This window comes from Jiangella anatolica (genome assembly GCF_003236295.1).
Classification (GTDB): Bacteria; Actinomycetota; Actinomycetes; order Jiangellales; family Jiangellaceae; genus Jiangella; species Jiangella anatolica.
Map to the genome: position 1 here is coordinate 41891 of NZ_POTW01000036.1, position 13458 is coordinate 55348.

Genomic DNA, 13458 nt, shown 5'->3' on the forward strand with positions numbered 1-13458 from the left:
CCGCCGTGGTGAAGTGGCGTCGTGGACGCCGCCGCGATCGCCGACCGGTTCGCCCTGGGCGCCGCGCCCCGGCTGTCCGACGGCCCGGTCGCGCGCGGCAAGCAGGGTGCGGTCTGGCGGCTGACCACGTCTGATGGACGATGGGCGGTCAAGGTCCCGTTCCATCGCGACGACCCGGCCGCGCTGGAGCCGGCGGCCGCGTTCCAGGAGGCGGCGACCGCCGCGGGCGTCCCGGCGCCGCGGATCCGCCGCACCGCCGACGGCGATCTGTTCGCCGTCGTCGACGACGTCCAGGTGCGGGTCTACGAGTGGGCCGACCTCGCCGCGCCGGACCCCGGCATCGACCCGGAGCTGGTCGGCGCCGCCGTCGCCGCGCTGCACCGGGTGCCCGGCTTCGAGCACACCGGCCCGCTCACCGACGGCGACCGCTGGTACGCCGACCCCGTCGGCCCGGCCCGCTGGGACGCGCTGATCGAGCGGCTGCGGGCCGCCGGCGCGCCGTTCGCCGCCGACCTGGCCGCGCTGCGCGACGAGCTGGTCGCGCTGGAGTCGTGGCTCGCTCCCCCGGCGACACTGCGCACCTGCCACCGTGACCTCGTCGCGGACAACGTCCTCCCGACGGTGAGCGGCGGCGTGTGCGTCATCGACTGGGAGAACAGCGGCCCGGCCGGCCCGGCGCAGGAGCTGGCCTTCGTGCTGTTCGAGTACGGCCGCGCCGACCCCGGCCGCGCCCGTGCGCTCGTCAGCGCGTACACCGACGCGGGCGGCCCGGCCCGGCTCACCGGGCACGGCGACTTCTCCATGCTGATCGCCCAGCTCGGCCACGTGACCGAGCTCTCGGCCGGCGACTGGCTGCGTCCGAACGACCGCTCCCCCAGCCGCGCGCACGCCGAGGCCTGGGTCCGCGAGGCGCTCGACGACCCGCACACGCGCGACCGGCTGGACAACCTGCTGGCGGCCCTGCGATGAGGCTCACCGTGTTCGGCGGGTGCGGTGCCTGGCCGGCGGCCGGCCAGGCGTGCGGCGGCTACCTGCTCGAGCGGGACGGCTTCCGCCTGCTGGTCGATCCCGGGTACGCGGTGCTGCCGCGCCTGCTGGCGACGATCGACGCCGCCGCCGTCGACGCCGTCGTCGTCTCCCACGGGCACCCGGACCACTGTGCCGATCTCAGCCCACTGCTTCGGGCCCGGGCGCTGAGCGACGAGCCGCCGGCGCCGCTGCCGGTGTACCCCCCGGCGGGCGCGGTCGACGCCGTCCTGGCGCTTGACTCCATCCGGTCAGTGACCGGCGCAGTCGAGAGCAGACCCTCACCGACGGTGACGGCGTCCGCGTCGGTCCGTTCGACGTCACGGCGGCGTTGCTGCCGCACTTCGTGCCGAACCTCGGCATGCGCATCACCGACGGCAGCGTGACACTGACCTACAGCGGCGACGCCGGACCGGACCCAGCCCTCGTCGAGCTGGCCCGCGACGCCGACCTGCTGCTCGTCGAGGCGACGTACCCCGACACGGTCCCGGACGAGGACGCCGGGCTGCTGTGCAGCGCCGTCGAGGCGGCCGAGCAGGGTGCGGCCGCCGGTGCCCGGCGGATCATGCTGACGCACCTCTGGCCGGGCCTGCCGCCCGCGGCGTTCCTGGCCGCTGCCGCAAGCACCGGCGCGCGGAACGTCACCGTCGCGGCGCCAGGCCCGGCTCAGCCGATCGGCTCGTAGTCGAGCTCCAGGAAATCCTCGACCTCGCCGGCCCACCGGTCGGCGACGAACGCGACGTGCACCGGGTGCTCGTTGTACCCGTCGTAGGCCGCCTGGTCGGCGAACTCCATCGAGAAGCCGAACGTGAACTCGTTCTTCGGGCTGGTCTGGCGCAGCTGCTCGAACCGCTGGACACCGGGGATGTCCGCGAGCGCGAGCGCGGCGCGCAGGAAGTCCTGCTCCTGCGCCGAACCGGCGGGATGACGAAGGCGGAAGGCGACCGTGTGCCGGATCATGGCTGGAGCGTAACCATCAGCCGCAGTGGACGCGGGTCCGGGTGGCCGTCGTCCAGTCGACCACGCCCTTGATGTTGAGGCACCGGCTGGACATGTCGACCCCGGCCGGCGTGTAGACGGGGCCGGCGTAGTAGCTGTACATCCCGCCGTCGCAGCCGACGCTGCTCGGGCAGGACGGCGCCGCGGAGCCGTACGGCCAGATGCTCGCCTCGGTGTAGAGCCGGGTGCCGTAGGTGGCCGACGAGTGGTTGACGACCATGCAGTTGCGCTTCGTCGTGCCCGACCAGTACACGTCCATGTAGCCGAGGACCGGCGACGAGCCGATCGCGTAGTGCCCGATGTGGCGGTAGGACGAACCGCACGGGCCGCCCGCCGCGGCCGCTCGCGTCTCCCCGCCGACCGTCGGGTCGGAGTCGCCGCCGGCCGCCGCGGGTGCGGCGAGACCGAGCAACAGGAATGCTATGAAGGCAAGTGCAGAGATGGCGCGTTTCATCCGGCAGATCCTCCTTGCCCTGCGAGAACCGGATTGTCACGAACGACCCTGTCGGACCGGCGCCCTTAACGCAAGATCATTTCGGCATCGATCTCACAACGCCGCCGGATTCGGGCCGGTCGAGCGGGCCGACGGTGACCCGCAGCCCGAGGTGCTCGGCGAGCAGGTGCTCCAGCTGCCCGCCCTCGATCAGCTGGATGCGCCCGTGCCGCGCGGCGAACTCGTGCGTCGCCTTGCCGAACCAGGACGTGGTGACGAGGACGCCTCGGCCGGCATGCTTGTCCTCCATCGCGCCGGCCAGCGCCCGGACCGCGTCCGGCGGGACGACCTTCCGGTAGCGCTTGGCCTGGACGACGCAGACGCCGCCCATGATCGGGTCGGTGTTGACGGCGACGGCGTCGACACCGTCGTCGCCGGAGGCCTGCGTGACCCAGGCGTGCATGCCCATCGCCTCGAACAGCTGGCGCACGAGGTGCTCGAACTCGACCGGCCGCAGCTGCAGCAGCACCGGCCGGCTGTCCAGCACGGCGGCGGCGTCCAGCGGCTCGACGACGCGGTACCGGGACAGGTCCGGATCGAAGATCGGCGGCACCGCCTCCACGTCCCAAGGGTGCGGCGACACGACGGCGGCGAGGTGGCGCAGGCACTCGCGCGGGTCCAGCCGGGTCAGCACGAGATCGGCGAACTGCGCGCGGGTGGCGGTCACACTGACCAGGCACGGATACTCGGACTGCCCGGTGGCCCGGTTGCGCGTCGAGACGTGCGCGTTGACGGCGACCTCGTCGACCAGCCCCGGCGGCTCGGCCGCGAACGCCGCGTGCAGCGTGCGCAGCACCAGCTGCGCGACCAGGCCGGAGTAGATCCGGCGGACCTCCTCGGCCGGTCGCGGCCGCGGCGCGATCCGGTCCGGCGACCGCACGCACCGGTACTCGCGGATCACCGGCACGATGTGCACCGCCGGCAGCTCGCGGACCACCAGCAGCCGCCGCTGGTCGGCCTGATACGCGACGTCGACCGCGGTGGGCACGCCGTCCGGCAGCGGGACGGCCTCGATGAGCAGCTGGTAGTAGTCGGCGACGGCGCGTGCGTCACCGGCCTCGACCCCCAACTCGACCTGGTCGACCAGGGCGTTGTGCCGGTCGATCTGCTCGCGCCGGGACGCCTCGGCCACGGCATGCCGTCGCTCGGCCTCGGCCAGCGCCGCCAGCCGCAGCGCCTCCTGCTCGCGGTGGGCGCGAACGGCCCGCTCGTACCGGGCCTGGGCCTGGGCCCGCGCGGCCGCCCGTCGGCGTCGGCCGGTCAGCAGCCGGGCGACCGGGCCCATCGGAGGTGGCGCGTAGTCGTCCCAGGCCGGCGCCTCGGCCACGGTCACCAGCGCCCGATCCGGCACGAACGGCCACTGCCGGTAGCCGTGCCGGAGCTGGCCGAAGTGCACGGGACCGCCCGCCGCCAGACCGTCGACCAGGATCGACTCCAGCTCGGCGACGCGGGCCGCGATCGCGCTCGTCACGTCCGCGGCGTCGGCCTGCTGCCGCCGGGCACGCTCAGCCCGTTCGGCCGACTCCGCTTCGCCGGGCCGGCCGGACGGTGACGGGCTTTCTGTGCCGGCGGCGGAGCCGGGGTGCCGCCGGGGTCGTCGGTGTTCTGGTCGGTCGGTGGACTCACTGCTCCGTCGCGTCATGATCCGCCCCAGACTCGACGCCAAACGGTAAGGAGCATTGTATGACGGGAAAATGTCACGAAAGGCCGAGAAAGCCACCACGCGGGCGGCATCGATGAAAAGTCGGTGAACGCCGGGCGTCCGCCGGAATACCGATGATTGACGCCACGACCAGCGACAATGCCCGGCCTTTACCGCGACGCGCGCGATTGTGACCCCTGCGGTCACACCGTCGGGTCGGCCCCGTCGGGCAACACCGCCACACAGTCGATCTCGACCTGGATGAACGAGAAGTGATTGCCGACGGTGGTGCGCGCCGGATACGGCGGCTGGAACGTCTGCGCGTAGAGCTGGTTGAAGCGCGGCCGCGCCTCCTCGTCGCGCAGGAACGCCCGCACCTGCACGACGTCGCGCAGCGTCGCGCCGGCGGCGGCAAGGATCTGCTCGACGTTGCGGATGGTCCGGTGGAACTCGCCGTCGAACGTGTCGGCCACGATGCCCTGGCCCGGCTCCGTCGACACCTGGCCCGACACGAACAGCAGCCGCCCCACCCGGACCGCGGACGACAGCGGGATCGGCGGCGGGTTCTCGGGGTCGGGCTCGATGTGCTCGATCAACACGTGGGGCTCCTTGACGGGTGGACGGACCTCGCTCACCCTCAGGTGGCACGTCGTTCCATGTCAAACCGTCCGACCCTCGTGGCAGCATTCGACCGTGCGACGCTGGGAACATCACGCCGAATGGCCGCTCATGGCGGCGGCGGTCCTGTTTCTGTTCGCGTACGCGTGGCCGATCCTCGACCCGGGCCTGCCGGTCGCTCTCGCCGGCCTGTGTGCCGCCGTGGGCTGGACCAGCTGGGCGCTGTTCGGCGTCGACTACGCCGTCCGCCTCACCCTCGCCGAGCAACGGTGGCGGTTCGTCGCCCACAATCTCGCCGATCTCGCCGTCGTGGCGCTTCCCCTGCTTCGCCCGCTCCGGTTGCTGCGGCTGCTCACGATGCTGCGCTTCCTCAACCGGTCCGCTGGCACCGCCTTCCGCGGACGCGTCGTCGTCTACGTCATCGGGACGGCGGGACTGCTGGTGTTCGTCGCCGCCCTGGCGATCCTCGATGCGGAACGGGGGCAGCCCGGGGCCACCATCGCCGACTTCGGAGACGGGTTGTGGTGGGCGCTGACGACCGTGACCACCGTCGGCTACGGCGACCACTACCCCGTCTCCGACACCGGCCGGGTGATCGCTGCCGGACTGATGCTGGGCGGCATCGCCCTCCTGGGCACCGTCACGGCGACCCTGGCATCGTGGATCGTGCAGCGGATCGCCGAGCAGGATGCCGGCGAGCAGGCGGCGACCCGCGCCCAGGTCGACGCGCTCGTCCGGGAGGTCCGCGATCTGCGCGCCGAGCTGCGGGAGGCGGGCTCATGAGGCTCCAGAAGCGCGGGGACGCGATAGCGGATACGATTCCACTATGGAGGACGACCTGGCGGAGCGGCTGCGCACTCAGCTCAGGGCGCAGCGACACCGGCGCGAGCTGAGCCTGGAGGCGCTGGCCGCCGCCAGCGGAGTGAGCCGGAGCATGATCTCCGACATCGAGCGCGGCGCGAAGATCCCCACCGTCCTGGTGCTGGCGCGGCTGGCGACGGCGCTGGGCGTCACCGTCGCGCGGCTGCTCGGCGAGGACCGGCCCGAGCGGGTGATCGTCCGGCGGGCGGCCGAGCAGCCGGTCGTCACCGACACCGGCGGGTGGGAACGGCGCATCCTCTCCCCCACGCTGCCCGGCGTCGAGTTCGAGCTGATCCGCACCACCATCCCGCCCGGTGTGGTGCTCGGCTCGTTCGCCGCGCACGCCGCCGGGTCGCGCGAGTACGTCGCCGTCGAGACCGGCGAGCTCACCGTCACCGTCGACGGCACCGGTCACCGGCTCGCGGCCGGCGACGCCCTGTACTACGCGGGCGACGCCGTGCACGAGTTCGCCAATCACGGCGCCACCGAGTGCGTCTACTACACCGCCATGCACGTCGCGAAGGAGCCACCGTGACCATCGAACGGCTCGACCCCGTCACCCTCCCCGCGGCGGTCGGCAACTACACGCACGGCACGCTGATCACCGGCGTGCGCCGCACGGTGTACGTCAGCGGTCAGGTCCCCTGGGCCGGCGACGACGGCCGGGAGCCGCCGGGGTTCGAGGAGCAGTGCCGGCTCACTTGGCGCAACGTGCTGGCGGTCCTGGCCGAGGCCGGCATGGGCGTGCCGAACCTCGCCAAGGTCACCACGTACCTGTCCGACCGGCGCCACCGCGAGGCGAACAGCCGCATCCGCCAGGAGGTGCTCGGCGACCACGCGCCGGCGCTGACGATCATCATCACCGACATCTACTCCGAGAACTGGCTGCTCGAGATCGACGCCGTCGCGGTCGACTGAAGCGAGAGAAAATGTCGACACCAGAGCCGTCAATGCCCACGACTTCTCTCACATGGATAAATGTGTCGCACGAATCTGGCCTCCGTGAGACACTCCTATCCATGAGCCCTCCGGTGAGCGACCTGCCGGACACCTTCACTACCCGCGACGCACGTGCTCGCGGGGTGCATCCGCGCGACCTCTACCGCTGGCGTGACGAGGGCCTGGTCGTCGAGCTGTCCCGCGGCGTCTTCCGCGGCGCAGGCGCGCCCGCCGCCACCTATCCGGACTTCCTGGCGATCTCCTACAGAGCCCCTCGGGCCGTCATCTGCTGCGTCTCCGCGGCCGCCGCGTACGACCTCACCGACGAACTACCAGGCGCGGTCCAGTTCGCGGTGCCTTCCCGGGACCGCCCGCCCCGCATCGTCTACCCGCCCACCGAGGTGTTCCGGTTCGACGCGGCCACCTTCGAGATCGGCCTGTCGGCCATCGAGGCGGCGCCCGGCGAACCGGTGCGGATCTATGACCCGGCCCGTACCGTGGTCGACCTCATGCGCCTACGGCACCGACTGGGTGAGCCGCTCGCCCACGCCGCGCTCCATCGCTACCTCCGGCGCCCGGACGCGAGGCCCACCGAGCTGCTGCGGACGGCCGCCCGGCTGGACGTCCTCGGCCCGATGCGGACCGCTCTCGACGTGGCGAGCGCGCGATGATCGCGCCGACTCGCGCGACGTCGGCCGGACGCGCCTACCTCGACCTGCAGAACCGCGCTCGCCGAGACGGACGCGGCACCCAGGAGTTGCTGACGCTGTACGTGGTGGAGCGCTGGCTGGCGCGGCTGAGTGGGTCGCCCTACGCCGACAGCTTCATCCTCAAGGGCGGGATGCTGCTGCGGCGTTCGGAGCCCGCCGGCCGACGGTCGACGCCGACGCGCTGGCCCGGCATATCGCCAACGACACGGACACCGTCGTCCGCGTCGTCGCGGAGATCGCCGGGCTGCCCGCCGACGACGGCGTCGAGTTCCTGCCGGACACGGCCCGGGCACGAATCATCCGTGACGACGCGCTCTACTCCGGGGTTCGCATCGCGATGGAGGCGAGAATCGCGACCGCGACGGTGCGGTTCCGCCTCGACGTCAACTTCGGCGACCCGGTGACCCCTGCCCCACGCACCGTCGAGCTACCGCCGATCCGCCCTGGCATCCCACCGGTACGGATCCTCGGCTACCCGATCGAGACGGTGCTGGCTGAGAAGATCGCCACGGCCACGCTGCTGGGCGCCACCAACACCCGGATCCGCGACTATGCGGACGTGTACACGCTGACCGGCCGGCACGACCTCGGCCATGAGGCCATGCGGGCGGCGCTGCTCGCCACCACCGGCTTCCGCGGCGGACCAGCCGGGCCGCTCTCGGCGGCCATCGACGACCTCGTCGGCCAACGGCGCGGCGCCTACGACGCGTACCGCCGGTCGCTGCGGGCCGACGGCGCACACCTGCCGGACGACTTCGGCGCACTGGTCGCCGGCGTCGTCGACTTCGCCGATCCACTCGCCGAGGAGCATCGACGGCTCACCTGGTCGGCGGCAGAGCGCCGCTGGGAGGGCATGGAGCCGGGCTGAGCCACGGCGTTCATGGACGTTTCATCCGGCCGCCGGGGCGCGTTATCGCGCCGGATCCGGGCGGGTTCGAGGCTTCTGTGCCACCACCCACCCCACCACCGGAGGTCGAGATGATCCGCCGCAGGAACGTCGCGCGAGCGTTGGCCGCCGCGACGAGCGCCGTCGCGCTGGGCACGTTGCTGGTCTCCGCGCAGAGCCTCCCCGCTGCCGCCGTCGCGCCGAAAGCCGCCGCGGCCGGCGCCGACCAGGTGCTGCCGGGCACCGAGGTCGCCCGCTACGCCGCGTTCGACGCGAACCAGGGCGTGGCCGTCGACGGGCGCTACTTCTACGCCGTCAACAATCGGACGATCACCAAGCACGACCGCGTCACCGGGCAGCCGCTGCTGCAGTTCGCCGGCGTCGAGGACGGGCCGATCGAGCACCTGGACAGCGGCGTCGTCCACAACGGGCGGCTGTACGCGGCGCACTCGAACTACTCGGAGTATCCGATGGAGAGCTCCATCGAGATCTTCGACACCCGCACGATGCGCCACATCGGCACCCACAGCTTCGGCATCTACCGCGGCTCGCTGACCTGGCTGGATCGCCACGACGGCGCCTGGTGGGCGACGTTCGCGAACTACGACCGGCTGCGCAACGGCACCGACGTCCCGTACGGCGAGACCTACAACACGCAGGTCGTGAAGCTGGACGACGACTTCCAGGTGGTCGAGTCGTGGACGATCCCGAAGGAGATCCTCGACCGCTTCGACGACATGAGCAACAGCGGCGGCTCGTGGGGGCCGGACGGACGGCTCTGGCTGACCGGCCACGACCTGCCCGAGGCCTACGTCATGCAGCTGCCGCAGGCCGGCAGCGAACTGGAGTGGGTTGCGACGATCACGCTGCCCGGCATCCAGGGGCAGGGCATCGCCTGGGACGACGCGCGGCAGAACTCGACGCTGTGGGGCATCAGCCGGAGCAGCTCCGAGGTGCTCAGCTACCGGATCCCGGTCGGCGACATCGTCGAGTCCGACGAGGACCCGTGGCAGGTGAACGGGCCGGGCGAGTTCGAGGAGTAGCCGCCGTAGACTCCTGACCCGTGAAGAGATCCCGCATCGACGCCGCCATCGACGACGCCCGCTCGCGGGCCGAAGACGCGGGGATCGTGCTGCCCGGGTTCGCCACCTGGGGCCGGGACGAGTGGCTGGCCGCGCCGCCGTCGGCGCGGCCGGCGCTGGAACGGGGCCTGGGCTGGGACGTCACCGACTTCGGCCGTGGCGACTTCGACCGCGTCGGCCTGGTCCTGTGCACGCTGCGCAACGGCAGCCTGGCCGAGCGCGACGCCGGGGCCGGGCAGACGTACGCGGAGAAGTTCATGGTCGCGCGCGACGGCCAGGAGACGCCGATGCACCTGCACCGGCGCAAGACCGAGGACATCATCAACCGCGGCGGCGCGGCGCTGGTCGTGGAGCTGCACCCGGAGTCGGGCGACGACGCCGTCGTCACGCTGGTCGACGGGCTGGAGCGGGCGGTCCGCGGTGGCGAGCAGCTCCGGCTGGAGCCGGGGCAGAGCGTGCAGGTGCCGGCCGGCGTGTACCACCGGTTCTGGGCCGACGGCGGGGTGCTGCTGGCCGGTGAGGTGTCGTCGGTGAACGACGACGTCGACGACAACGTGTTCCTCGACCCGTCGCCGCGCTTCCCGGCCGTCACCGAGGACGCACCGGCGCGGTACCTGCTGGTCAGCGAGTACGAGGCGGTCCTCGCCGGCTGAAAACCCGGTGCGGCGCCCGGCGCCCGGCGGCTACCGTCGAGATCATGAGCACCGACACCGCCGTCGACATCGAGGAGCTGGCGATCCCGGCCTCGATGGACGTACCCGAGGCGGCCGCGTTCGCCGAGATGGTCGACGTCCGCAACGCCATCGAGACGCAGATCATGGGCACCGACGCGCTCAACTGCACCGCGCGTGAGCTGCTGCCCAATTACCAGGCGCAGGAGGACGAGCCGATCCGGCTGTTCGTCGCCCGCGTCGGCGGCCGCATCGTCGCGCGCGGCATGCTGTCGTGGCAGGCCGAGGAGGGTGCGAGCGCGTCGTGGGCCACGGCCGAGGTGCTGCCCGAGTTCCGCCGCCGCGGCATCGGCACCGCGCTGCTGGACCACCTGACCGCCATCGCGGTGGCGTCCGGGCGCCCCACGCTGCAGGCCGAGGCGATCCACACCCGGCCGGAGACCGGCGAGCGGATCGAGCCGCCGACCGGCTTCGGCTGGCTGTCCGCCGACGACCCCGGCGCACGCTTCCTGCTCCGCCGCGGCTACCGGCTCGAGCAGGTGGGACGCATCAGCGCGCTGCCGTTGCCGGTCGACCCGGCGCTGCTCGCGGCGAAGCGGACCGCCGCCCAGGCCGCCGCGGGCGACGACTACCGCCTCGTCGCCTGGACCGGCGCCACGCCCGCCGAGTGGGTCGGCGACCTCGTCACGATGAAGACCCGCATGAGCACCGACGCGCCCAGCGCCGGCATGGACTTCTCCGAGGAGAAGTGGGACGCCGACCGCGTCGCCCGGCTGGACCGTCAGCTCGCCGACAGCGGCCGCGAGCGCCTCACCGTCGCGGCCGAGCACGTGCCGACGGGGCGGCTGGCCGGCTACAACGAGCTCTACCTGCCCGCCGACCGCAGCCGGCCGGTGACGCAGGAGGACACCCTGGTCCTGTCCGAGCACCGCGGCCGCCGCCTCGGCATGCTGCTCAAGGTGGCCAACCTGCAGCGGCTGGCCGAGGTGAGCCCATCCTCGCCGATGGTCACCACGTTCAACGCCGAGGAGAACCGGCACATGCTCGACGTCAACGAGGCGGTCGGGTTCGTGCCGATCGGCTACGACGGGAGCTGGAAGCTCACGCCCTGATGACCGGAAAATATCCGGTGCGCAACCGGTCCAGGCGGACGATACCCGCCTAGACTCGTGCGGGTCTTGGACTCCGAACCGCAGGCCGGCGCCGGCCGGCCGGGGAGTGATGACCATGGCCAGTACGCGACGACTCGGGCCGCTCGTCAGCGGCCGCCGCACCAAGTGGATCGTCCTGGTGTTTTGGGTGATCGTGCTGGCGGTCACGTTCCCGCTGTCGGCGAAGCTGACCGGGGCGCAGGACAACGACACCGCGTCCTGGCTGCCCGGCTCGGCGGAGTCGACCCGGGTGTTCGAGGCGCAGCGCGACGCCTTCCAGACCGGCGACGAGCTGCCGGCCATCGTCGTGTACGAACGGTCCGGCGGCATCACCCCGGACGACCAGGCCAAGGCGGCCGACGACGCCCGCGCGTTCGCCGACGTCGAGCACGTCACCGGCGAGGTCCTCGGGCCGATCCCGTCCGAGGACGGCGAGGCGCTGCAGGTCATCGTGCAGATCGACCCCGGCGACGGCGGCTGGTTCGCGCTCGGCGACGCCGTCACCGAGATGAACGACATCCTGGCCGACGAGCCGGACGGGCTGTCCGCCTACGTCGCCGGGCCGGCCGGCGTCTCCGCCGACTTCGCCGACGCCTTCGAGGGCATCGACGGCACGCTGCTCTACGCGGCGATGGGCGTCGTCATCGTCATCCTGCTGTTCTCGTACCGCAGCCCGGTGCTGTGGATCATCCCGGTGTTCTCCGCCTTCACCGCGCTCACCGCCGCGCAGGCCGTCGTCTACCTGCTGGCCGAGTACGCCGGCGTCACCGTCAACGGGCAGACCGCGGGGATCCTGCTGGTGCTGGTGTTCGGCGCGAGCACCGACTACGCGCTGCTGCTGATCGCCCGCTACCGCGAGGAGCTGCGCCGGCACGAGGACCGGCACGAGGCGATGGCGTTCGCGCTGCACCGCGCCGGGCCGGCGATCGTGGCCAGCGCCGCCACCGTCGCCGTCGGCATGCTGTGCCTGCTGGCCGCGGAGATGAACTCGACCCGCGGGATGGGCCCGGTGCTGGCGATCGGCGTCGTGATCGGGCTCGCGGCGATGCTGACGCTGCTGCCGGCGCTGCTCGTCCTCTCCGGGCGGTGGGTGTTCTGGCCGCTCAAGCCTCGGTTCGGGTCGGCCGAGCCGACGGAGCGCGGGTTCTGGGCGCGGACCGGCCGGGCGATCGCGCGCCGCCCGAGGACGGTGTGGATCGGGACGTCGCTGGCCCTCGGTGCGATGGCGCTCGGGCTGCTGGGGCTGAACACCGGCGTGATCGCCAACGCCGATGCCTTCGTCGACCGGCCCGCCTCGATCGCCGGCGAGGAGGCGCTGGCCCGGCACTTCCCGGCCGGCACCGGCAGCCCGGTCGTCGTCATCGCCGACGCGAGCGCGGCCGACGCGGTGCGCGAGGCGTTCGCGGCCACGCCGGGGATCGCGTCGGTCGCCGACCCCGTCGTGCTCGGCGACATCGCCTCCATGGACGGCACCCTCGAGGCGGCGCCGGACAGCCCGGCCGCGCAGGACACCGTCGAGGCGGTCCGCGACAGCGTGCACGTCGTGCCGGACGCGAATGCGCTGGTCGGCGGCAACACGGCGGTCGCGCTGGACGCCCAGAACGCGGCCGGCCGGGACAGCCTGGTGATCATGCCGCTGGTGCTGGCGGCGGTGTTCGTGATCCTGATGATCCTGCTGCGTGCGATCGTCGCGCCGCTTCTCCTGGTCGCGACGGTCGTGCTGTCGTTCGCCGCGGCGCTCGGGATCAGTTCGCTGATCTTCGAGCACCTCCTCGGCTTCGCCGGCGCCGACACCGCGTTCCCGCTGTTCGTCTTCGTGTTCCTGGTGGCGCTGGGCATCGACTACAACATCTTCCTGATGACCCGCGTCCACGAGGAGGCCAAGCAGCACGGCACCCGGCGCGGGGCGCTGATCGGCCTCGCCGCGACCGGCGGCGTCATCACGTCGGCCGGGCTCGTGCTGGCCGGGACGTTCGCCGTGCTGGCGACGCTGCCGGTGGTGGCGTTCGCGGAGATCGGGATCGCAGTGGCGCTGGGCGTGCTGCTGGACACGCTGATCGTGCGGTCGATCCTGGTGACGGCGCTCAACCTGGACCTGGGGGCGCGCATGTGGTGGCCGAGCGCGCTGTCGCGGCAACCGGAGCCGCCGGTGTCAGAGGTGTTGGCGGAGCCGGTCGACGTGTCGTCGGAGGAGCCGCGGCCGGTGCGCTGAGCCCCTCGGTTCCATGATCATCAACCTTTTGGGATGTCATAGAGCCTGTTGCTCTTTGTGGTTGTAGCTGACCGGTGTGGTTCGGGTTGGTGGTTCTTGGGTTGTCGGCTTGTCGGGGTCCGGTGCTGGTGGGCTGGTCAGGCGGTGGCGATCTGGGCGGTGGTGATG

At 72.3% G+C, this 13458-nt stretch carries 16 protein-coding genes; 12 read left to right on the forward strand and 4 right to left on the reverse strand.

Features of this window, described 5'->3' with window-relative positions; translation table 11 throughout:
- The first annotated feature begins 21 nt into the window (after positions 1 to 21).
- Genes C1I92_RS16235 through C1I92_RS35310 form a run of 3 tightly spaced genes read left to right on the forward strand, consistent with a single transcriptional unit; the run spans position 22 to position 1711 of the window.
- A complete protein-coding gene (locus C1I92_RS16235) occupies positions 22 to 969 on the forward strand; it encodes a phosphotransferase (RefSeq protein WP_111255693.1) in 948 nt (315 codons plus the stop codon).
- Positions 966 to 1412 (forward strand): MBL fold metallo-hydrolase, encoded by a 447-nt coding sequence (locus tag C1I92_RS35305; protein ID WP_199521291.1) that lies wholly within the window; start codon positions 966 to 968, stop codon positions 1410 to 1412. Before C1I92_RS16235 ends, C1I92_RS35305 begins: the two co-directional genes overlap by 4 nt.
- Positions 1358 to 1711 (forward strand): MBL fold metallo-hydrolase, encoded by a 354-nt coding sequence (locus C1I92_RS35310; protein WP_267896750.1) that lies wholly within the window; start codon positions 1358 to 1360, stop codon positions 1709 to 1711. The genes C1I92_RS35305 and C1I92_RS35310 overlap by 55 nt, the downstream gene beginning before the upstream one ends.
- Here the strand turns inward: C1I92_RS35310 and C1I92_RS16245 are convergent.
- The 4 genes from C1I92_RS16245 to C1I92_RS16260 all read right to left on the reverse strand — a co-directional run bounded on the left by C1I92_RS16245 (position 1693) and on the right by C1I92_RS16260 (position 4759).
- A complete protein-coding gene (locus C1I92_RS16245; RefSeq protein ID WP_111255694.1) occupies positions 1693 to 1986 on the reverse strand; it encodes a Dabb family protein in 294 nt (97 codons plus the stop codon). The two genes, C1I92_RS35310 and C1I92_RS16245, sit on opposite strands and share 19 nt — an antisense overlap.
- A 16-nt stretch (positions 1987 to 2002) precedes the next feature.
- The gene (locus tag C1I92_RS16250) at positions 2003 to 2437 is read right to left on the reverse strand and encodes a hypothetical protein (protein ID WP_233507028.1); all 435 of its coding nucleotides are present in this window, start codon (positions 2435 to 2437) and stop codon (positions 2003 to 2005) included.
- A 118-nt stretch (positions 2438 to 2555) separates the two neighbouring features.
- Positions 2556 to 3989 carry a restriction endonuclease gene (locus C1I92_RS16255; RefSeq protein ID WP_199521293.1) on the reverse strand — a complete coding sequence of 478 codons (1434 nt, stop codon included), beginning with the start codon at positions 3987 to 3989 and terminating at the stop codon, positions 2556 to 2558.
- Between the two features lie 374 nt (positions 3990 to 4363).
- Positions 4364 to 4759, reverse strand: a complete 396-nt coding sequence (locus C1I92_RS16260; protein ID WP_158564156.1) for a RidA family protein — start codon at positions 4757 to 4759, stop codon at positions 4364 to 4366.
- 130 nt (positions 4760 to 4889) lie between these two features.
- On the opposite strand from C1I92_RS16260, the gene C1I92_RS16265 reads away from it, so the two are divergent.
- From C1I92_RS16265 to C1I92_RS16305, 9 genes are all read left to right on the forward strand, one after another.
- Entirely contained in the window at positions 4890 to 5561 is a 672-nt protein-coding gene (locus C1I92_RS16265) for a potassium channel family protein (RefSeq protein WP_369124107.1), read from the forward strand.
- 43 nt (positions 5562 to 5604) lie between these two features.
- Positions 5605 to 6174 (forward strand): helix-turn-helix domain-containing protein, encoded by a 570-nt coding sequence (locus C1I92_RS16270; RefSeq protein ID WP_111255697.1) that lies wholly within the window; start codon positions 5605 to 5607, stop codon positions 6172 to 6174.
- A complete protein-coding gene (locus C1I92_RS16275; RefSeq protein ID WP_111255698.1) occupies positions 6171 to 6557 on the forward strand; it encodes a RidA family protein in 387 nt (128 codons plus the stop codon). The genes C1I92_RS16270 and C1I92_RS16275 overlap by 4 nt, the downstream gene beginning before the upstream one ends.
- A 101-nt stretch (positions 6558 to 6658) precedes the next feature.
- On the forward strand, positions 6659 to 7249 hold the full coding sequence (locus C1I92_RS16280) for a type IV toxin-antitoxin system AbiEi family antitoxin domain-containing protein (RefSeq protein ID WP_111255699.1): 591 nt from the start codon (positions 6659 to 6661) through the stop codon (positions 7247 to 7249).
- 232 nt (positions 7250 to 7481) lie between these two features.
- Complete coding sequence (locus C1I92_RS34490) at positions 7482 to 8156, forward strand: nucleotidyl transferase AbiEii/AbiGii toxin family protein (RefSeq protein ID WP_233507032.1); 675 nt, start codon at positions 7482 to 7484, stop codon at positions 8154 to 8156.
- 110 nt (positions 8157 to 8266) lie between these two features.
- Positions 8267 to 9217 (forward strand): hypothetical protein, encoded by a 951-nt coding sequence (locus C1I92_RS16290; RefSeq protein WP_199521294.1) that lies wholly within the window; start codon positions 8267 to 8269, stop codon positions 9215 to 9217.
- A gap of 20 nt (positions 9218 to 9237) precedes the next feature.
- Positions 9238 to 9909 (forward strand): D-lyxose/D-mannose family sugar isomerase, encoded by a 672-nt coding sequence (locus C1I92_RS16295; protein ID WP_111255700.1) that lies wholly within the window; start codon positions 9238 to 9240, stop codon positions 9907 to 9909.
- 44 nt (positions 9910 to 9953) lie between these two features.
- Complete coding sequence (locus C1I92_RS16300) at positions 9954 to 11039, forward strand: GNAT family N-acetyltransferase (protein WP_111255701.1); 1086 nt, start codon at positions 9954 to 9956, stop codon at positions 11037 to 11039.
- A 115-nt stretch (positions 11040 to 11154) separates the two neighbouring features.
- Positions 11155 to 13290: an MMPL family transporter gene (locus C1I92_RS16305; protein ID WP_111255702.1), complete on the forward strand. Its 2136-nt coding sequence runs from the start codon at positions 11155 to 11157 to the stop codon at positions 13288 to 13290.
- The last annotated feature ends 168 nt before the right edge of the window (positions 13291 to 13458 follow it).